The sequence below is a fragment of the Caballeronia sp. NCF2 genome (assembly GCF_023631205.1).
GTDB lineage: Bacteria > Pseudomonadota > Gammaproteobacteria > Burkholderiales > Burkholderiaceae > Caballeronia > Caballeronia zhejiangensis.
The window spans coordinates 40,108-58,424 of sequence record NZ_JALQDN010000080.1; the positions used below are offsets into that span (position 1 = coordinate 40,108).

General features: G+C 61.0%; 22 protein-coding genes. 14 read left to right on the forward strand and 8 right to left on the reverse strand.

Annotated elements, in window-relative coordinates; translation table 11 throughout:
- Positions 1-359: 359 nt before the first annotated feature.
- From NCS02_RS31180 to NCS02_RS31200, 5 genes are all read left to right on the forward strand, one after another.
- Positions 360-1,436: a CAP domain-containing protein gene (locus tag NCS02_RS31180; RefSeq protein WP_250508052.1), complete on the forward strand. Its 1,077-nt coding sequence runs from the start codon at positions 360-362 to the stop codon at positions 1,434-1,436.
- 214 nt (positions 1,437-1,650) lie between these two features.
- A complete protein-coding gene (locus NCS02_RS31185) occupies positions 1,651-2,604 on the forward strand; it encodes a hypothetical protein (RefSeq protein ID WP_250508053.1) in 954 nt (317 codons plus the stop codon).
- 335 nt (positions 2,605-2,939) lie between these two features.
- Positions 2,940-3,761, forward strand: coding sequence for a CsgG/HfaB family protein (locus tag NCS02_RS31190; protein WP_250520350.1), 822 nt, complete (start codon positions 2,940-2,942; stop codon positions 3,759-3,761).
- A 101-nt stretch (positions 3,762-3,862) separates the two neighbouring features.
- Complete coding sequence (locus tag NCS02_RS31195) at positions 3,863-4,057, forward strand: YqaE/Pmp3 family membrane protein (protein ID WP_239295530.1); 195 nt, start codon at positions 3,863-3,865, stop codon at positions 4,055-4,057.
- A 323-nt stretch (positions 4,058-4,380) separates the two neighbouring features.
- Positions 4,381-4,863 carry a hypothetical protein gene (locus tag NCS02_RS31200; RefSeq protein WP_250508054.1) on the forward strand — a complete coding sequence of 161 codons (483 nt, stop codon included), beginning with the start codon at positions 4,381-4,383 and terminating at the stop codon, positions 4,861-4,863.
- 5 nt (positions 4,864-4,868) lie between these two features.
- On the opposite strand, the gene NCS02_RS31205 is transcribed toward NCS02_RS31200, so the two are convergent.
- Together NCS02_RS31205 and NCS02_RS31210 are read right to left on the reverse strand one after the other, a co-directional pair.
- A complete protein-coding gene (locus tag NCS02_RS31205; protein WP_159462575.1) occupies positions 4,869-5,027 on the reverse strand; it encodes a hypothetical protein in 159 nt (52 codons plus the stop codon).
- Positions 5,028-5,123: 96 nt separating this feature from the next.
- Positions 5,124-5,834: an SOS response-associated peptidase gene (locus tag NCS02_RS31210; RefSeq protein ID WP_250508069.1), complete on the reverse strand. Its 711-nt coding sequence runs from the start codon at positions 5,832-5,834 to the stop codon at positions 5,124-5,126.
- A 197-nt stretch (positions 5,835-6,031) separates the two neighbouring features.
- Between NCS02_RS31210 and ku the strand changes: the two genes are divergently transcribed.
- From ku to NCS02_RS31235, 5 genes are all read left to right on the forward strand, one after another.
- On the forward strand, positions 6,032-6,988 hold the full coding sequence (gene ku, locus NCS02_RS31215) for a non-homologous end joining protein Ku (protein WP_250508055.1): 957 nt from the start codon (positions 6,032-6,034) through the stop codon (positions 6,986-6,988).
- Position 6,989: 1 nt separating this feature from the next.
- Positions 6,990-7,814 (forward strand): tetratricopeptide repeat protein, encoded by an 825-nt coding sequence (locus tag NCS02_RS31220; protein WP_250508056.1) that lies wholly within the window; start codon positions 6,990-6,992, stop codon positions 7,812-7,814.
- A 9-nt stretch (positions 7,815-7,823) separates the two neighbouring features.
- On the forward strand, positions 7,824-9,128 hold the full coding sequence (locus tag NCS02_RS31225; protein ID WP_250508057.1) for a cation:proton antiporter: 1,305 nt from the start codon (positions 7,824-7,826) through the stop codon (positions 9,126-9,128).
- Positions 9,129-9,409: 281 nt separating this feature from the next.
- A complete protein-coding gene (locus tag NCS02_RS31230) occupies positions 9,410-9,721 on the forward strand; it encodes a DUF4148 domain-containing protein (RefSeq protein ID WP_250508058.1) in 312 nt (103 codons plus the stop codon).
- Between the two features lie 4 nt (positions 9,722-9,725).
- Entirely contained in the window at positions 9,726-10,244 is a 519-nt protein-coding gene (locus NCS02_RS31235) for a hypothetical protein (RefSeq protein ID WP_250508059.1), read from the forward strand.
- A gap of 316 nt (positions 10,245-10,560) precedes the next feature.
- On the opposite strand, the gene NCS02_RS31240 is transcribed toward NCS02_RS31235, so the two are convergent.
- The 4 genes from NCS02_RS31240 to NCS02_RS31255 all read right to left on the reverse strand — a co-directional run bounded on the left by NCS02_RS31240 (position 10,561) and on the right by NCS02_RS31255 (position 14,301).
- Positions 10,561-10,809 carry a DUF378 domain-containing protein gene (locus NCS02_RS31240; RefSeq protein WP_250508060.1) on the reverse strand — a complete coding sequence of 83 codons (249 nt, stop codon included), beginning with the start codon at positions 10,807-10,809 and terminating at the stop codon, positions 10,561-10,563.
- Positions 10,810-11,848: 1,039 nt separating this feature from the next.
- Positions 11,849-13,798, reverse strand: a complete 1,950-nt coding sequence (gene ligD / locus NCS02_RS31245) for a DNA ligase D (RefSeq protein ID WP_250508061.1) — start codon at positions 13,796-13,798, stop codon at positions 11,849-11,851.
- Positions 13,795-13,998, reverse strand: coding sequence for a hypothetical protein (locus NCS02_RS31250; RefSeq protein WP_250523519.1), 204 nt, complete (start codon positions 13,996-13,998; stop codon positions 13,795-13,797). Before NCS02_RS31250 ends, ligD begins: the two co-directional genes overlap by 4 nt.
- A gap of 66 nt (positions 13,999-14,064) precedes the next feature.
- Positions 14,065-14,301, reverse strand: coding sequence for a hypothetical protein (locus tag NCS02_RS31255; protein ID WP_250508062.1), 237 nt, complete (start codon positions 14,299-14,301; stop codon positions 14,065-14,067).
- A gap of 586 nt (positions 14,302-14,887) precedes the next feature.
- On the opposite strand from NCS02_RS31255, the gene NCS02_RS31260 reads away from it, so the two are divergent.
- A complete protein-coding gene (locus NCS02_RS31260; RefSeq protein ID WP_250508063.1) occupies positions 14,888-16,147 on the forward strand; it encodes a sensor domain-containing diguanylate cyclase in 1,260 nt (419 codons plus the stop codon).
- Here NCS02_RS31260 and NCS02_RS31265 read toward each other — a convergent pair.
- A complete protein-coding gene (locus NCS02_RS31265) occupies positions 16,141-16,416 on the reverse strand; it encodes a hypothetical protein (protein ID WP_250508064.1) in 276 nt (91 codons plus the stop codon). The two genes, NCS02_RS31260 and NCS02_RS31265, sit on opposite strands and share 7 nt — an antisense overlap.
- 240 nt (positions 16,417-16,656) lie before the next feature.
- Here NCS02_RS31265 and NCS02_RS31270 point away from each other — a divergent pair, with 240 nt between their 5' ends.
- Together NCS02_RS31270 and NCS02_RS31275 are read left to right on the forward strand one after the other, a co-directional pair.
- Complete coding sequence (locus NCS02_RS31270) at positions 16,657-16,950, forward strand: hypothetical protein (protein ID WP_250508065.1); 294 nt, start codon at positions 16,657-16,659, stop codon at positions 16,948-16,950.
- Positions 16,947-17,183 (forward strand): hypothetical protein, encoded by a 237-nt coding sequence (locus NCS02_RS31275; protein WP_250508066.1) that lies wholly within the window; start codon positions 16,947-16,949, stop codon positions 17,181-17,183. Before NCS02_RS31270 ends, NCS02_RS31275 begins: the two co-directional genes overlap by 4 nt.
- A 134-nt stretch (positions 17,184-17,317) precedes the next feature.
- Here NCS02_RS31275 and NCS02_RS31280 read toward each other — a convergent pair whose 3' ends face one another.
- Positions 17,318-17,659, reverse strand: a complete 342-nt coding sequence (locus NCS02_RS31280; protein WP_250508067.1) for an H-NS histone family protein — start codon at positions 17,657-17,659, stop codon at positions 17,318-17,320.
- A gap of 326 nt (positions 17,660-17,985) precedes the next feature.
- Here NCS02_RS31280 and NCS02_RS31285 point away from each other — a divergent pair, with 326 nt between their 5' ends.
- A complete protein-coding gene (locus NCS02_RS31285; protein WP_250508068.1) occupies positions 17,986-18,237 on the forward strand; it encodes a hypothetical protein in 252 nt (83 codons plus the stop codon).
- The last annotated feature ends 80 nt before the right edge of the window (positions 18,238-18,317 follow it).

Genomic DNA, 18,317 nt, shown 5'->3' on the forward strand with positions numbered 1-18,317 from the left:
CTTCTATCGGTCGCTTGACGCCGGGGTTTAGCGGTTCTGCTCCGTTCAGCGGCCGCGCTCAACCTTGCGAACGATACATCGCCGGCCATCGTCAGTTACGGGCGAAAGGCGCTCGAAAAATCGTAGCTTTCGCCCGCTCAGGAACCGGCGTTCTGTTCACCATGCTCATGGTGGTCCGGGCTGGTATGCCGAATTCGCAATAGTCCCCAACGCGACCATGCGTTGGGCGGGACTCCACCGCCTTGACAAGCGGCTTTTCGGACAACACTGGTTTGTCAACGATCCGCGCGCTTGCGACCGGATCGGTGAAGAGAAGAAATGATCAGAGCGCCGTGGAGGCGTCCACGAACTAACGAGGCTTGATTTTGAAACGATTGTATTTTGTATTGCCGTCCGTCCGCGTCACTGCGTTGACCGTGCTGACCATCGCCGTACTCGCTGCGTGCGGCGGCGGCGGTTCCTCCGACTCGAACAGCACAAGCAACCAAGCCGGCAGTGGTTCCACAAACGCGAGCGATCAGACTGGCTCTCCGGCCGCGTCGCAGAAGGTGACGCTGCTCCCGCCCGCATCTGCGCCGCAGAGTGTCTCTCCCACGGGGGACCCGACGGCGGACAGCGTCGCGTTTATGAGCGCGGTACGCCACAACGTCGGTCTCAACCAACTCACCGTTGATGAGAAGCTGGTTACGTCGTCGCTGAACCACGCCAACTACTTGGTACTGAACCAGGCAACCGGGCATAACGAAACGCAAGGGCTTCCAGGCTACACGGGGCAGTCGCCGTTTACTCGCTCAGATGCCGTGTTCGGTGAAGTTACGATAGCCGGAGACATTCGGGCTTTTTCGACATCGTTGACCGGCGTCACATCGCTATTCGATGCACCATTCCACCGCTTTTTGATGCTTGAGGGCTACGCATCGCTAGGTGTTGGCGCATCGACGAGTGCAACGTGGGAAGCGGTCAACATTGACTTCGGCGGATTCGCCTCGGCCGTTGGCGATACACAGCTCGTCGCATATCCGTACTCCGGTCAAACGGGTGTGCCGGCTAGGTGGTTCGCGGCCGAAAACCCGAATCCGTTCGCCAGTCAGCCGCAGTACCAGAACACCTACGTCGGCTACCCCGTGACGATTCAGGCAAAGCTAACAGGGCACCTGAGCTCAGTCAGCATCAAAATCACTGATAGCGGCGGTAACTACGTCCCGTGTTTCCAACCTACGCCGGAGGGCAACACAGAGATAACGAACGGTGCCATGTGCATCCCTTACACCGCACTCAAGGGCAGCACAGCGTACTCGGTTCATGTGACCGGCGTGCTTAAAGCGCTGCACGGCGACACGCATCCTATCGACGTCACCTGGTCATTCACAACGGAAGCCGATGCGTCGGCCAAATTCATGGGCAACGAGAAGCAGTTCCACGTTGTGCCTGAATGACGCGAAGAAGCAGGCCGCAACAGCAACCAAACTGAGTTGATTCCAAAAAAGAGCGGAGGCACCACCTCTGCTTTTTCGTCTGGGCCAGGAGGGGTGCTCTCAGCGGCTTCCCTGAGAATTGGGAAGTCACTTCCTTGACTTTGAGCGTGGCTCTCTAGCCTTGTTCATGACGCGACTGTTTCGCGTCGCTATCGTTACCTAAACGAGGTCTTGCATGGAACCAAAGAAGAAAGAGCCCGTCGACGCGATCAAGTCGCTCATCGACGTCATTCAAGCTGCATTCACCGCCGCATGGAAAGCGGTCCTCCTTTTAGGCGGTCTGATCTTGGTCGCCTACTGCTACTTCGAAAGCATCGTGCCCGAGGGTTTGTCGCTGGGCGATGCGTTCTTCTTGGCGTCCGCCGCGTTCTCATTCACCTGCATAGCATTGATCGGCGTCGGCTTCGGGGCCTTCTCGACGTTGTGGGCGCTCAAGCTTCTCGTTGTCGCCAACAACTTCCGCCTCAAGCGGCGCGGGGAGCCGCCGGCGGCTTCGCTGCATCGCGCAGCCGATAGCGGATCGATGGTTTTTATGTCGTTTCTCGTGGCGCTCCCCCTTGCCTATCTGCTCGTTTTTGTCAGAGACCAGTCCCCCGACGCCCGCATGCACGCGACCCTTATGTTCTTTGCTGCTGTAGGCGCCATCACCGCAATCATCGTGCTGATCGTTCCGTCCAAAGTGCAGCAGCGCGATATTCGTCTCACGGTGGTCTTCTTGGCGGTGGCCATTTTTGGCGCGCTCGTCGCCACCCGCCCCGCTCTCCTGAATTTGTCGATGGTGAACCTCGGCGTGCGCTCAGCGCCCGGCCAAGTTGTGATCTTTTCCGATGCTGAGCATACGCAGTTGGTTGCGATCGCAACGGCGAGCGGTGTGAAGGTGCAGTTCTGCAAGCTTCCGACCACCGATAAGTGGGGTACGCGCGACGCCCGCGCCGTGTGGCATGGGGTCGGCGGAAGCTCGTACATACGGCTCTTCGACGAAACAGACGGGTCGCGCGACGTTCTCGTGCGGGCGAACCGCGCAGATGTCGAAGTGATCCGAGGGGACCGAACCAGCTTCGACTGCCCGCCGAAGGTGGCGGCTTCTCCGGACGGCAAGTCGTCATTACTCGCATCTACGCGACGCTGAGAAAGCGATACATCACTGAGGCATTGAAAGGCATGGGGTTCGTCAACGACGGCGGGATGATGGTGAAGCGCGGGGCGATGCGTCGCGTTCGTGCTCAAGCGTCGAGCCTTGACGGCGTGTGGTGGCGAGTGACCCCGCTCGAGCGCCGCTGGCGTTAGACACCGCAGAAACGGAAAGACGCGCAAAAACATGCGTCTTTCCGAATCCAAGACGCGCCCACGGCCGGTAGCCTTGTTTTCGCTCATGAAAGCGTCTGCGCGGTGGCCGCGCAACCGCTGCTGGCTCAATCGGCCGTTGCGCCATAAATCAAGAATTCACGACTACAACGAGGAACCATGAAGCTCACAATGATCGGCATCGCCGCCCTGTCCGTTTTCGCGCTGTCCGCTTGCTCACAGATGCAGCCGGGCGCGCAATCCGCCAAGACGGCGGCGACCGGTTCCGCTGCCGGCGAAGCGTCGCAGAACGCCAATGCAGGCCTGCAGCACTGCCCGGCGCCGCTCGGCACCGTGGCCATCGTCGAGGATACGGAAGCCCCGTGGTACGGCCTTCTCACTGGTCAATACCAGCTCGGATCGACGGTGCCTGTCCTGAAACTGCTCGTCCAGCAAAGCAACTGCTTCGTGATCGTCGATCGCGGCCGCGCGCTCGGCACGGCTATGGGCGAGCGCGCCCTGAACGCATCGGGCGAACTGCGCAAGACCTCCAAGATGCACAAAGGCCAGATGGTCGCGGCCGACTACACGATCAGCCCGAGCGTGACGTTCAGCAACCGCGACGCGGGCGGCGGCGCAGCGGGGCTCCTCGCATTCGTGCCCGTGGTAGGCGGTGTGCTTGCCGGTGCCGCTGGCACGATGAAGGCGCAGGAAGCGTCGACCATGCTGACGCTCGTCGACAACCGCTCCAGCGTGCAACTGGCGGCCGCCGAAGGTTCGGCGCGCAACGTCGACTTCGGCATGCTCTCCGGCGTGTTCGCCGGCGGCTTGGGCGGCGCAGGCGCTGCGGGCGGCGGTGCCTACGCACGGACCGCGCAGGGCAAAGTCGTCGTAGCCGCATTCACCGACTCGCTCAACAACCTCGTTGGCGCAGTTCGACAGTACCGCGCGCAGAACGTCAAGGGCGGCCTGGGGAACGGCGGCGCTCTTGTCGTCAACTGATCAAGTTGGGGCGGAAGGCAAGACGCACTCCCGCCCCGTTAAGGATTTGCTTAGTTGAGCCGTTATACCGGCGGTCTCATCGAACCATCAAGGAATTCAACATGCGCCTCTTTCTCGCCATCATCATCCCGTGGCTCCAGTTTTTCACGATCGGCCGTCCGATCGCCGGAATCATCTGCCTGCTTCTGCAGATCACGCTGATCGGCTGGATCCCCGCCGCTATCTGGTCCGTTTTTGCACTCGGCCAGTACAAGACCGATCGTAAGATCGAGCGCGCGCTCGGCAGCCGGGCCTGAGAAACGACATGGGGCCGTCGCCGGGGCAGGAGCTTCACGTCGGTCGCCATTCTGGGATGAGCGTGATCGTCCGTTACGCATTCAACGTCGGGCGACTTCTGCTACGTCGAAGGATTACGTGGCAGACATTCAAGTATTCGCTTCGAGCGCGCCCGATCGCAGTTGCTGGCCGCGGTGGCGGCTACATCGTTGACCCGGAATTCGACTAGCAAACGATGCTGCGAGCGGCCCGCGTCGGTTGGTGTGGCCTCGACATCGACATCCGCAAGTGCGTTGGTCGCGGCCGCAGAGCCGGGGATCTCATTTACGGGAAATAAATCGAAATGAACAAAGCAAAACTACTTGCATCAGTATGGGCGATTCTTGCGACGCTCGGAACCGCGCATGCTCAGCAGGTCATGGGCGCAAAATGCCCCGACGAGAACAATGGCGCGCTCGGCGATGCCGCATCGCATCGATCAGTCATTTGCGCCAACGCCAAGTGGCAGGATGCGATCGCGCCTCTGGCCACTGTCAATGTCGAAAAATACAACGAGGCCAAAGCTCTCGAAGCGTCATATGCCACTAAGGATTTGATCGGCCGTTGGAGAATCCAGCAGAGCAGCGACGGACACCGCCAATTCACGCTAGTGGCTAATGTCGTTGCGCTCAATTCCGACAATACGGCGCATGTCGTCATTGATTTAGATGATTCGGGCTGGCAGCAGCACGTTGACACAACGGTCCCGCTCAACGCTGCGACCGCCATTGCGACCGACAGCCGCGGCGCAGAGTACCGCATCACCGTCAAACGCACGCCCGCCTAACTGCTTCACGTGCAATCGACGATGCGACGCCTCTGTTGCATTACTCCCTCCAGCCGCCGATGACAATTTCCCCCTTCCACGTCGTTGGCGGCCGCCACCTGACGGGCGACCACCATCAGTTCGTCGTCGGTCAAAGTGGAATGCTCTTGCGTCGTCAGCAGCATGCCGACGCCGTTAGAACCGGCTTCCGGCCGAACATATGCCGCGATAAGTAGGCATAGCCTTTCTCCTGTTGTCCAGACCGGTATCTCTGCCCTCGATCAGCCGCCGTCGTCCGCAAGAAGAGATGCTTGCGCCAAGTCAACGTTAGGCGTTGCCTTCGGCTTTGCCGTTCGTGGCGGCAGAGGAAAGGGCTCCGCGTGCATCGCGTCGGCCGGATAAAGCTGCAGGAAGGACCGCGCTTCGTCCGTGCTTTTGCAAGACAACCAGTCCTCGTATCCGGTCTGCGGGATGATGACCACCGATCTTTTCTCCGATCCGGGCCTGTGGAAACGCTTCATCAACGGGTGCTCTTCGGCGTTGACCGTCAACATGGTCATCGACAGGCTCGTTGAACCGTCGGCAGGATCTTTCCATTCCCGCCACAACCCAGCGATCGCGAGCGGAGCGCCATCGGCCATGCCGATGCGCCAGCGCACTGCCTTGCCCGTCTCGTAGTCTGGCTCGTAGAACCGGCGGCAGGGGATCAGGGCGAGTTGCAGCTTGTTCCACGCCGTGCGAAAACTCGTCTTCTGCCCAACCGACTCCGACCGCGCGTTCATCGTGTCGAACGCTTTCACCCCCTGCGGGATGAATTTGCGCGGGACCATGCCGAACGTGGCCGGGTCAGTCAAATACTCACCGTCGATGCGCCGGAAGATCGGCGCGACATAGTCCTTGTAGATTTCCGGCTTGTAGTCGAAGTTTGGCACCGGGAACAGGCTGAAGACGTCGAAGCGGTCTTTCGGATTAGACTCGTAGCTGGTGCACACTTTTCCCTCTCTTTTGCCGAAACGGGCGGGTTGCCGGAGCGCCATCTGACGCCGCCCAACGATCTATCGGGTCCCGGGCCTGCCTCGGGCCGTGGCACCTATTTTGCACGAATCGTGCCGTTGGCCATGCCGCCTAGCCGTTGCGCCGCACACTCGCGGCGAGATGTGGCCGGCCAGATAACCTGCGAGAGGTTCGTATGGCTGCCCGCTCGATCGCTTCAATGACGCTGAGTTTCGGTCTCGTCTCCGTGCCGGTGAAGGTCTACACGGCCACCGAGAGCAAGTCTGGCGTTGGCTTCAACCTGATGCACAAAGAGTGCGGCACCCGGCTCAAGCAGCAGTATGTCTGCCCCCACGACGGAAAAGTCGTCGAACGCGCCGACATGGTCAAGGGCTACGAGTTCGAGAAAGAGAAGTACGTGATCTTCGAGAAGTCGGAATTGGAAGCGCTGGAAGCGAGCGCGAGCCACACAATCGACATTGTCTCGTTTGTCCCGACCGATGCGATCGACCCAATTTACCTCGACAAGCCGTACTACCTGGCCCCCGACAAGCGCGGCGGCAAACCGTACCGGCTGCTCCAGGAAGCCATGAAAGACAGCGGCACGTGCGCCGTCGCCCGTTGGACGTGGAAGGGCAAGCAGCACATGGTGCAGGTGCGCGCCGGCAACGACGGCTTGATCCTCCAAACGCTGCTCTACGCCGATGAGGTTCGCTCGCAGGCCGATATCGGCATTGAAGAGACAGATATTCAGCCGACGGAACTACAACTCGCCGAGCAACTGATCGAGCAGTACCGCGTCGACAGCTACGACGCCGCCGCGTACAAGGACGAAGAAAAGGAGCGCATCCTCGCCGAGATCGACAAGAAGATCGCGGGCAACAAGATCACCGCCGCGCCCGCCATCGAACAACCCGGCGCGCAAGTGATCGATCTCGTCGAAGCACTCCGGGCGAGTTTGAAGAAAAAGCCGTCTGTCGAACGGCCAGCCGAACAGCCAGCCGCACCGCGAGCGTCACGCAAGAGCGCGCGCACCGCGGCGCCAGCGGAAGAAGCAGCCGAAGCTACCTCGGCGTCCAAGCGCCGTGCCGTGCGCCGTGCGGCCACGGAGGACCAACCGGCACCGGCGCGCAAGACGGGCACGAAACGGTGATATGCAAGACGACGGATACAGCCTTCGCGATGTGCAGCGCATGCTCGGTGTGTCGCGCAGCGTGGTTGAACGGCTGATCACGGCGGGTTTCGTGTCCCCGGTGAGCGGCGGAAGAGGCGAGCGGCGCTTCACCTTCCAGGACATCGTCATGCTCAGGACCGCGCACGCACTCCGAGTCGCGGGTGTCTCGCCCATGAAGATCGTCCGCGCACTCGATCACCTCCAGAAGAGCTGGGCGCATGAAGGATCGCTCACTGGCGTGCGCATTGCTGCAGTCGGCGATCGGGTTGCGGTGCGTGATGAGGCGAGCCGCCAGTGGGATGCGGAAACCGGCCAATTACTGCTGGATTTCGAGCAGCCACAGGCGTCGGGAAACGTCGCTTCCATTCAAGCGCCGCGCGAGCAGCGGGCGCGTGAAGAAGCCGTCCACCTGTTTCGGCAGGCGCGCGCTTTAGAGGACGACGACCTCGACGCCGCAGAAGCGGCCTATCGGAAAGCGCTAGAACGCGCGCCCGACTATACCGACGCATCGCTAAACCTCGGCGGCATCCTGATGGACAGCGAGCGGTTCGACGAGGCGATAGCGGTGTACCGTGACGCGCTGCGATACCGGACGAACGACCCGGTGCTGCTTTTCAACATTGGGGTGGCGCTCGAAGATTCCGGCCGGTTCCGTGAGGCACTGCAGCTCTATGAGCGTTGCATTGAACAGGACCCCGACTTCGCGGATGCCCATTTCAACGCCGCGCGCATCCATGAAGAACTGGGCGAAGCTACTCTCGCGATCCGCCACTTCAACCAGTTCCGCAGACTGCAGAAGCTCTAGGAGACGCTGATGACGATCGAAGCCGTTTGGTTCCTGATCGTTGGGGCGTTGATGGTGCTGATGGCGCTCGGCCGCAAACTGGTTGAGCGGCTGCCGATGACCGGCGCAATGGTGTACCTCATCGTCGGCTTCCTCCTCGGTCCGGCGTGTGCTGGACTGTTGACGATCGACGTCGAGCGCGACGTGCGCCTGCTTCGTACGCTTACCGAAGCAGGACTTGTGGTGTCTTTATTCGCCATCGGGATGTACCTGCGCGTCGAGCTTTCCCGGCCGCTTTGGCGACTGACTTTACGCCTCGCCGGGCCGGCCATGCTCATTACCATCGCGGTCATGTTCGCCGCCGCGCGGTGGGGTCTCGGGCTCGCCGCAGGCCCGGCGTTGCTGCTGGCGTCCGCGCTCGCGCCCACGGACCCAGTATTGGCCAACGAATTGCGGGTCGAAGAAGCAGGCGACGATGAGCCGCTGCGCTTCGCATTGTCGTCGGAGGGCGGACTCAACGACGGTGCGGCCTCTCCAATGGTCTACATTGCTCTCGCAATCTGCGGAGTCAGCAGTCTTGGCAGCGACAATCCGTGGACGTTCGCCCTTGCGATCGCGTGGGGCCTGGCCAGCGCACTCTTTTTCGGCTGGGCGTTGGGCACCGGTGTGGTCGTGCTGGTGACGAAACTGCGCACGAAGTACGACCATGCGCTGGGTCTCGAAGGCTTTCTTGCACTTGGGCTTGTTGCCTTAGCCTACGGTGCGACCCTGATCGTCGACGGCTACGCTTTCATTGCAGTCTTCGCCGCCGGCGTCGCGCTGCGGCGGCAGGAAATGAAGGCCACGGGTGACAAACCGCCAAGCGAGGTGTTGGAATCAGTCGAGCGGGGCGAGCGGGAGGAAGCCGCCAAAGATCCGGAATTGGCTCATGCGTATATCGCGGAAAACATGATGGGCTTCTCGGTCGAGATTGAACACTTTGTCGAACTGGGCCTGATGGTCATCATCGGCAGCGTGCTATCTGCGCATTGGCGGGATCTCATTCATTGGTCCGTTGTCTGGCCGGTTCTTTTCCTGTTTGTTGTGGCCCGGCCGCTCGGCAGCACCCTCTCCCTGATTGGCTCGTCGATGGACCGCCATCAGCGGGTTCTAACTGGATGGTTGGGCCTGCGTGGCGTCGGCGCGTTCTACTACTTGCTGTTCTCCCTCGAACAGGCCGGGCACGACCGCGTTGGGCCGCTCCTGCCAATCCTGCTCACTGCAATCGTCTCGTCGGTGTTCATCCACGGCGCCAGCGCCACGCCCCTCCTCAATCGCTATCTCAGCCGGAAGTAAACGGGCCGGAACAATCTTTGCTCTTTCCACGTTATGAACGAAAGCGCGGAGGAACCCATGGCAGAGCAGCACAAGCCGGGCGAGAAAGTTCAGACGTCGGGCATCTACTAGGTTGTGAAGGAAGGCGACGGCGGCTCCGGCTTCGAGGTGACGTGCGTCGAGGGCGAGCATTTCCCGCCGACCCGAAGCGGCAAGGGCGCTCACTACGAACTCGTCCATGCAGCCACGCATTCACACAAGCACAGCGAGCTTGGTAGCGGCGACTAATTGAATTTCGGATTATGGGCACAACCCGCAAACGCTGGCTGATCGCCTTCGCGTCAGCATCTCTGCTCGGCGGTTGCGCCGTCGGGGAGATGCCGCCGCCAGGCAGGTACCTGACTGACCGCGAGTGCCATGACCTGACGGCGCTGAGGACGAACGCAAGCCCCACGATGGCGGAGCACCAGTCAGAGTTAGCGGCGTTGCGAAAAGCCGGATACGACCCATCGCCCTTTGGGTACGACCCATACTATCCCGAGGACCTGCAGGCGGCGCAGCGACTCGTTGACTACTGGTACCAGCACGAATGCGTGCCAACAAGAATTCAGTGAACCGGTGACCGACGACGAGTCGACCCCACCGACGCACGCGCGGCAACTGTCAATTGCGATCAGCAAGGCCCGCATCATCCCAGGTTCCCCGGCGAGGGTGACGTTCGTCTTGGAGAATCGATGCGACTGGGGTTTGGAGGTCGTCAGTAGCGCGTTTGAAATCAAGCGGACCTACATCGGCGCACGGCACGCGCTGCCGAAAGCGGGCTGGGGATACGCCGTCACCGACGCGGTGAAGCCCGGCACCATGCTGCCGGCGAGAAGCGAGCTCTGGACGACCTTTGCGGCGGACACCCGAACGACATTTCACGGAACCGTCCCAGCAAGCCCGCCGTCTGTGCTCGACCCCCACTACTACTTCGCTGGCCGCCTGCTCTACCGGCGGTTCCGCGGTGAACTGATGGAAACCAGCATTTATCGCAGGCTCTCTTATCCCGAACTCGAGTGCTCAATTGTTGAGCCGAGCGATGCCGCACTGAACCAGGAAGGCGTCGTTGTATTTTCCGCAGGACGTCTGGGGTGACCAGCATCGGCGTGCTGCTACGTTACTGTATCGGGGACTCGTGCTGGGTTTTTCCGTGAGCATGCGTTTGCAGACGCCAATGTGCTCTTGCGTTTCGCCTCCATAAACCAGATTGAATTTCTCGGGCGCAAGGCCAGTCGCAATCGCCCCTTCCAACGGCGGGGCACGCGGTCGTCGGCCGTTGTTGTGCCGATGGTGATGTCGTAGGCGTTTGCCTGCCAAAAGACGAACTCGACAATGCGCGCCCGCGCCCCCAGATTGTTGTCGACGTCCCGGTCAGGCAAGCCCTAGGCGGGGCGCCAACTAATGCATCTAGTCAGGATGCAAGCTGGTGTCCGCGGGAAGGCACAAATGCGCGAACCAGCATGTAGACCCCGGCGAGCCCCACGAGCACATATACGATCCTTGCGGCAACCGTGCCCGCCCCGAAGATTGCGGCGACCAGATCGAACTGAGCCGCACCGACAAGGCCCCAGTTCAACGCGCCGATAATGACCAGTGCGCCCGCAACCCAATCCACCGGAGTGCGTTTTACGACGGTGCCCTGCGAAGTTACTGTTGGCATGACTATGCTCCCTGATTGTCGGTTGCAACGATCGTTGCAATAACCTTGTGGGAGCAACGACTGTGCCCTTGCGACAACTCATGCATCAGGGCCGCCCTGCATTGGACGGCGCGGTTAGCGACGCGCTATCCTCGCCGCTAAAAAAGGAACCCCAGCCGGTCATCGGACGGGGCCCATGCGACACTTCAACTATTGGCTGTTTTGCGTTGAACCGGTCGCGCCAGTACCCTTGGCGTCGTGCGAGCCAGTACCCTTATGCGTTGCACTACCGTTTGACCGGTTTGACGAGCCGTTTGTCATAGCGCCGGTGCCGGTGCTCTGTGTCATGCCGCCGGCGGCGGCTGCGTTACCGCCTGCTGCACCGCCCGGGTTGCCAGCACCACCACCGCCCGCGCCAGCGCCCATACCGGTCGCACCGCCGGCCCCAGCCGCCATCCCGCCGCCTGAGCTGCCGCCACCAGCGCCGCCACCTCCTGCGCCGCCACCACCGGCCCCGCCACCCTGCGCGTACGCGCCCACCGACAGCGCCATCGCGAGCGCCGAAGCTAAAACTTTTGCGGTCATGCTTTTCATCGTTGCCTCCGATAACGATATCTTGCGAACCCCCTGGCTCGCGCGACTCGGACGGTCTCGCATACGTCATGCCGTCGTCGCAAGCGTGTCATGTTGATCGTCTCTAATGCTGCGCGAAGATGCGGGCGTCCCACCGGGACCAGCGATTGCGATGAGCGCGCCCGGCGGGATCGAACGACCTTATCGGCCCACGCGTGAACCACAGACTGAGGAACAGGATGAATACAGCAGCGAAATGCATTGTGACGACGGCCCTTGCGTGGGGCCTTTCGACGGGCGCCCTCGCCCAAGGCAACGCCGGCGGCGTCCCCGGCGGAAATGGGGCAGGTCGAGGAAGTGTCGGCATCGCCACGCCCAACGGGAACGGCGAGACAGGCACGCCCGCGCCGACCGGCAAGCACTCGACGCCCCCTATTAAGCGTCACCACAAGACCAAGAAGCAAAGCTAGATCTCAGTCCGCGAGCGTCAGCGCAGGCCGACCGCCCTTCGCACCGCCACGGTGATGCCTTGCCGCGTCCGGTGGAATCCGTCCCAGGGATCGCTACGCAGCGAATGCATGCGCTGTGCGGCAGTTTTGATCGACCACTGATCGGCGCGGCCAATATCGCTCAACTCGTCCCACGCAATAGGCATCGACACCCCCATGCCGGTTCGGGCCCGCGCTGAGAACACGGCGACCGTGCTCGCCCCTTTGCTGTTGCGCAGGTAGTCGATGAAGATTTTCTTCACCCGGTTCTTGGGTCCGAGGACGGCCGAGAAGCGCTCGGGCATCAGCCGCGCCATGTAGCGAGCGACCGCGTGCGAGAAGTCTTTCACTTCGTTCCACTGCTGCCTGCGCGTGAGCGGCACGACGATATGAAAGCCCTTGCCGCCGCTCGTCTTGATGAAGCTCTTCAGTCCGATCTCATCAAGCAACACCTTCGAGAGCGTCGCCGCATCGATCATCATCTGCCATGACAACTCGGGATCCGGGTCGAGGTCGAGGATGAAGCGATCGGGGTGATCCAGGTCCGGCTGAACAGCGTTCCAGCTATGCAGCTCGACCACGTTCATCTGTGCGAGACCGATGAGCGCTTCGTGATTGTCGACGACCAGCAGCGGCGGGTGGCCGGGGTGGATCTCAGATGGCAGTCGTGTGATCCCCGGAATCTTCGAACGCTCCTCGTGCTTCTGGAAGAACAACTCCCCGTGAATGCCTTCGGGTGCGCGTACCAGCGACACAGGCCGATCCTTCAGGTAAGGCAACGCGAACTCGGCGATCTCATCGTAGTAGCGAAGAAGGTCGATTTTCTTCATGCGCGTGACGTCATCGATGATGCGCTCGGCGTTGGAGACCTTCAAACCTGCGATAACGAGCGCTCCCGCGCGGCCGGGCGACACGCGCGTCGTTCCTGTCGCCTGAGGCAAGCTCTCTGGTTCATCCACGTCGACGACCGCCTCTTCCGTCACGGCCGCAGCGGGCTTGTCGTCCCGCATGCCTTGAAATACGGGATGACGAACCTCGCCCGACGGCGTCCATTCGAGAAACGACGCTTCAACGACGAGTTGAGGCTCCAGCCACACGAAGTTGCGATCTTTCTCGCGCGGAGGCGGGTTGTAAAAAGGCGGCTTACGGCGAATCAGCGCAACCGCTTTCTTCTCGAGTTCAGCAAGCGGGCGCGGTCTAAGTTCCGCCTTCACGGTGCCGGCGAACCGTAGGCTGCCGTCTCGCTCGTGCACGCCGAGCATTAGCGATCTCATCCCGCTCTTTGCGCCCGTGAGTACTGTGTATCCGCCGACGACAAACTCCTGGCGCTGCAGACATTTGAGTTTGATCCAGTCGGTTGAGCGGCCGGAGCGGTACGGCGCATCCGCACGCTTGCCGATGATCCCTTCCAGGCGCATTCGGCACGCCGAAGCGAGCAGCGATTCCGGATCCTCTGTGAATGACTCACTGAAGCGCACGCGCTCGCTCGACGTCGTGGCGATCAACTCGCCGAGTAGCTCTCTGCGCTGGGAGAGCGGCGCCTCGCGCAAGTCACGTCCGTTGAGAAAGGGGATATCGAACGCGAAGAAGGTCAGTTGCGCCGTGCTGCGTCGGTCGAACGCGTTCTGCAACGCGTTGAAATCGGGAATACCGGTCTCGGTGAGCACCACCACCTCTCCGTCCAACCACGCATTGTCGACCGGCATTTGCTCGACGGCAGTCGCGAGCGTGCCCATCTTCTCGGTCCAGTCGTGTCCGCCACGCGTGGTCAATTTCGCCTGCCCGCTCTCTATCCGGCACATCACCCGGTAGCCGTCGAACTTTATCTCCCATAGCCAGTCGCCGCTCGCAGGCGGTCGGCTAGCGAGCGTGGCGAGTTGCGGAGAGATCGATTCCGGAAGCGGCTCAGCGCGGCCGCGGCCCGTGGCGCCCCTCGAGCGCGTTTTCATGTCTCTGGAGGACTGTCGACAACTTGGATCTTCGCTGTCGGATACATATCCGCGGCGATCTTGAGTGCGCCCTCACTGTCGGCCACGATCGTCACAAAGACGCCTTGCGGTCGGTCTTTGTCCGGGACCTCAACACGCCATCCCGCGTGCTCGTCTGGCCGCACGACGACCTCATCCACCCGTTTATCACTGACCGTCATATCGGCACCCCGAAGGTTAAGTGGCAAGTGGACCGCAAACTCCTTGCGCGCCGCAGCCCGCCCGCATCAGAAGTTGTCCTCTATCCACGCCTTCGCCCGTGAGACGGCACGTTCGTAAGCCGCCCGCTGCGTGTCGAAGTAGCCGATATCGAAGAAATGGAAAATTTTCCCATCGACCCCGTCGTCCGTTGGCCGGCGTTCAATCTCGCACCACGAATGCCAATCGTGGCCCATTTGTTGTGACCGCGAGTCGATGGTCCAATCACCGTGCTCGACCTTCATCGTTTCTACGTCTTCGCGCATAGGGGACGTCACCGTTGTCTGTGTAGGTTTTTCCAATAAGGCCGTCGTAGTCCCCGCTGGCAGTGCTCACGATAGCGCGCAGCATTTTGGTAAGCGCGTCGTCGGGAGGGTTGCTTTCCAGTATGACTCGGGCGGTGCGCAGGGAGATTGAGTGACGTCTCGGCGGGCTCGGGCCGTCTTCCGTCTGGAAGCAGAACCTGCGCATGTCCTCCTCATGCCCCGGCGGAGGAGCGCCATAGGAAACGATCGTAACTTTCATGGCATCGAACTTTTCTAATGTTGCCTGCCATCTAGCCAATAGCAACGGCTAAGCCAACCCCGGCGCGCATTGTGCTGGCGGCGCTCTCAAGAAGCCAGCGCTCCGACCGTAAAAGCGGAAACTTCTGATGAATTGTTAAGGGCGACGGCGGCGACCGGCCGCATTTGCACGCTTACCAAATGCACACAACGCTGATTCACCTGCCATCCACCCTCCGGCATCGAGTTATGGCGGCGGTCGTGGCCTTGCTCGCAATGAGTGGCGCCGTCTTTGTCTGGCCGTATGCGAAAAGTCCTGGGCCGGTTCCTGCCTGTGTTCGCGACATGGGTGACGCTGACCGAGGGCCTGACAGCATTGCTGTTGTGGACTCAGTTCGCCGTCTCGGGCAGGCTGCTTTTCGCTGCACTAAGCGGTGCATATGCGTTCACGAGTGTCATCGCCGCCATCCAGTTGCTCGTCTTTCCGGGCGTGTTTTCCCCTACCGGCCTCCTTGGCGCGGGGCCTCAGACGGCGGTGTGGATTTGGGTGTTCTGGCATGGCGGCTTTCCGGCGCTGATAACCGCTTCGCTTTTTTCGCGAACCGTTCCCTCCACTGCGAGCCGCCTCGCCCGGGGCAGAGCCGTCGCATTAGCCTGTGTCGCGCTAGCGCTGAGCCTCTGCGCGCTCGCCACCGCCGGGCAAGCGCACCTCCCGCCCTTTGTCGCAGCCTCCGGTTCGTACGCGCAGTTGTCCAGCAGTCCGGCCGGGATCGTCGTGGAGGCGATTTGCCTCGCAGCGCTCGGATTGCATGTATCGACGACTCGACTGCGCTCGTTGATGGACTTGTGGCTCGCCGTCGCGCTCCTCGGCACGCTTATCGATGTGACGCTCACGTTGTCTGCCGGGGCGCGTTACAGCGTGGGCTGGTACGCGGCGCGCGCAGCGTCAATGATTTCGTCGAGTGCAGTCCTCGGGATGTTGATCTACGAGACGACCGGCCTATACCGGCGACTGTCCGAGACACATAAAAGACTGGTGGAGACGTCGGCGCGCGATGGCCTGACGGGGGTCTTCAACCGCGCCTACTTCGACGATCGATTCCCGCGCGATTTTTCGTTCGCATCTGACAGCGACCAGCCGCTTTGCGTCTTACTCATCGACGTTGATCATTTCAAGCAATACAACGATACCTTCGGGCATCTTGCCGGGGACGACTGCTTGCGCCGGGTCGCGCGCACACTCTCGACCACATTGCGGCGGCAAAGCGACTACGTGGCGCGCTACGGCGGCGAAGAGTTCGTCGTGGTGCTCCCGGCCTGTAAGGCAACGGCAGGACTGGGCGTCGCGCAGTCGCTGAGGTCCGCGATCGAAACACTTGGCATCCCGTCAGCATCCTCAAACGGTGCGCCGGTGACAGTATCGATTGGTCTTGCGTGCTCGCTCCCCACGTCGCCGGATTCGGCGCCGGCGCTGCTCAACCTCGCAGACGCTGCGCTGTACCGGGCGAAGGAGCGCGGCCGCAACCGGGTGGTCGATGCGGCAGAAGTTAGCGAGATACGGACGGAGCGTCGCAGGCGGGAAGCGACCCAGCATCGTTTCGGTCAATAAGCTCTTAAGCGGCGCCCTGCAAGCGGTACGCGGATCCTGACCGGCCAATCCAAAATCGGCGGCTCCCGGTGATCAACCTCCGCCATCCCATAAGCAAGCGCGTATTGGGTCGCCGATAAAGCGCAGGGAAATTGACCCAGCATACCGCTCGCTCGCTTTTCTCCACCGGGCGCTCGCACAATCAGCATCGCGGTATAAAAATCGCCATCATCGACGGCGACTGGCGAAAGCGTAAAACCCTTGTAGAGAACCTCGCGTTCCGCTTCCATACCGCCTCCCCTACACACCTTGTTTCCCAAATAGTAACCAGAACCAAAGGTAACTTATACTGCTTCACAGGTATTAAGCAATTTATACAGTCTCGCGCATCGCGTCGCGTTAGCGAGCCAAGCGGCGCTCCTCCATCGCCGCTCAAAAGTCCTGGGCTTGAAAGGGATGCACAGGCCATCCGGGCCGCCAAGCAGATGTGGCATGCTGTTCGTCTGTGCACTGCCAACTCCGAGTCGAAAATGGGAAAAGCTAGCCGCAGTAAATCTTCGGCTCTTGACGACCGCACGCGCGAAGGCCTTGCGCTGGCCGGAGAGATGGTGCGACACCCTCAGGTGCTGCCTACGTTCGCATCGATCGCCCGGTTTTCGGATATGTCGAAGAAAGCGGGCGAATTATCGATGTTCGGTCAGGTTGCTGACGCCATACGGGAGGATGAGCTCGCCCAAGCCCTACGAGAGGCCCCGCTCGGCGCCGCACGAATGGCCAAACAATTGAGGGCCGTGGCGCCGCAAGCTTCTGTCTTGGACGAGTGATCGCAGTTACCTCGAGCAAAAGCTATGAAAGCGACGAGTGGACCGACGTCACCTTGATGTGGTTTGACCTCGAAAAGTCCTTTTTGGAAGGCGCTGGTCGTGACACCGCCAAGGGCGTACTTGAGCTCAAAAAGGAGCTATTGCCCGACCTCCCAAAGATAATCGGCTCAAGGATGATGCACGGGCTGGCAGCAGCCGCAATCAACGCAGGTGAAACGAGATTGTTTCAATGAAGGCCTGCCTCAAGCTCCAACGTGGTAACGACTCGGTACCTCGGAGCACCGGCTGCTGACACCAATTCGTTGCGCGCGGCTCGCCCCGTTACTCACCTTGCTCTATAGCATCAAGCCTTGGGGACCGACTGCGGTCAGCGTGCTTGCTGAAACAGCGCAACTTGAACTGGCCCGTCAGTGTTGCCACCGTTCGTCAGGAATCGATCGCGATCGCGCCCCGCGATCCACTGCGGCTCTCGCCCACGGCCGCTCCACGTCGCGCCGGTCACTGGATCGCGATACTTCTGCAGAGCCGCCGCCGGTTCGCCCAGCTTTCGACCCATCAGTTCATGCAGACTGATGTCGTATTCGCGCATCTTTTGCACCATCTCGATCAAAGCGAGCCTCGTTTCTTTTTCTCGAGCCTCGGCGATCGCGGTATTCAGTGCGGCTTGCTTTTGAAGGAGCTGCGTTATTTCTGAGTTCGTGTATGCCATTGCTAATTCGTTCGTTTCGCCTATTTGCTATTTGATCCGTCTAAACTCTTTCGGGTTATAGACCATTGCCCGCCAGTCGCCGTTGTTCGCTTCGCTTTTCGGCCCGCGCGAGAGAAAACCCGCTCCAAACCCGGCGATCGCACACACCATACCCACGAGGAGGATCGTCGCTACGCTCATACCAGACAGGAGCACGACGAACCCAAACACCGACGCGACGGGGAAAAGCCCTAAAAGGATTGTTCGAGGACGAAGCACGTGAGGCGTTCCTTCCCGCCCGGCACGGTGCCTGCTTCTTACGAGGAGAGCCGAGCCCAGGGGCAGCTATGAATCCGATTTTCGATGAAAAGACGCGCGATGGAGAAATCGCCCGCGCACTCAACATAGCGCTGCACGCTTTAAGCGTTCACTCTGGCGCGCAGGTCACGATGGAAGGCGAAACCTTCAAACTCAATTTTACCCGAGAGTCAGCCGCCATTATGCACGCTCTAAAGCTGCTGGGCGTGCAACCCAATGAAACGCTTCCCGCCCCCGACCTTGATGCCTTCGATTTGCGAAAAAAAATCCCGGGTGTTTAGCCCTAATGCCGTTCAGTTAAGCGACTGAACGGCATTTTATTTTGGTGCGGGAACTAGTTGTAAACGTTGCGCCGAGCTGT

Excerpts from the sequence above, each read along its gene's own strand:
- ku (WP_250508055.1), top strand. The coding sequence starts at position 6,032 with ATGGCTGCCCGCTCGATCGCTTCAATGACGCTGAGTTTCGGTCTCGTC.
- NCS02_RS31225 (WP_250508057.1), top strand. The coding sequence starts at position 7,824 with ATGACGATCGAAGCCGTTTGGTTCCTGATCGTTGGGGCGTTGATGGTG.
- NCS02_RS31265 (WP_250508064.1), bottom strand. The coding sequence starts at position 16,416 with ATGGAAGCGGAACGCGAGGTTCTCTACAAGGGTTTTACGCTTTCGCCA.
- NCS02_RS31285 (WP_250508068.1), top strand. The coding sequence starts at position 17,986 with ATGAATCCGATTTTCGATGAAAAGACGCGCGATGGAGAAATCGCCCGC.
- ligD (WP_250508061.1), bottom strand. The coding sequence starts at position 13,798 with ATGAAAACGCGCTCGAGGGGCGCCACGGGCCGCGGCCGCGCTGAGCCG.
- NCS02_RS31200 (WP_250508054.1), top strand. The coding sequence starts at position 4,381 with ATGAACAAAGCAAAACTACTTGCATCAGTATGGGCGATTCTTGCGACG.
- NCS02_RS31190 (WP_250520350.1), top strand. The coding sequence starts at position 2,940 with ATGAAGCTCACAATGATCGGCATCGCCGCCCTGTCCGTTTTCGCGCTG.
- NCS02_RS31250 (WP_250523519.1), bottom strand. The coding sequence starts at position 13,998 with ATGACGGTCAGTGATAAACGGGTGGATGAGGTCGTCGTGCGGCCAGAC.
- NCS02_RS31230 (WP_250508058.1), top strand. The coding sequence starts at position 9,410 with ATGGGCACAACCCGCAAACGCTGGCTGATCGCCTTCGCGTCAGCATCT.
- NCS02_RS31270 (WP_250508065.1), top strand. The coding sequence starts at position 16,657 with ATGGGAAAAGCTAGCCGCAGTAAATCTTCGGCTCTTGACGACCGCACG.
- NCS02_RS31185 (WP_250508053.1), top strand. The coding sequence starts at position 1,651 with ATGGAACCAAAGAAGAAAGAGCCCGTCGACGCGATCAAGTCGCTCATC.
- NCS02_RS31220 (WP_250508056.1), top strand. The coding sequence starts at position 6,990 with ATGCAAGACGACGGATACAGCCTTCGCGATGTGCAGCGCATGCTCGGT.
- NCS02_RS31195 (WP_239295530.1), top strand. The coding sequence starts at position 3,863 with ATGCGCCTCTTTCTCGCCATCATCATCCCGTGGCTCCAGTTTTTCACG.
- NCS02_RS31240 (WP_250508060.1), bottom strand. The coding sequence starts at position 10,809 with ATGCCAACAGTAACTTCGCAGGGCACCGTCGTAAAACGCACTCCGGTG.
- NCS02_RS31255 (WP_250508062.1), bottom strand. The coding sequence starts at position 14,301 with ATGCGCGAAGACGTAGAAACGATGAAGGTCGAGCACGGTGATTGGACC.
- NCS02_RS31205 (WP_159462575.1), bottom strand. The coding sequence starts at position 5,027 with ATGCTGCTGACGACGCAAGAGCATTCCACTTTGACCGACGACGAACTG.
- NCS02_RS31280 (WP_250508067.1), bottom strand. The coding sequence starts at position 17,659 with ATGGCATACACGAACTCAGAAATAACGCAGCTCCTTCAAAAGCAAGCC.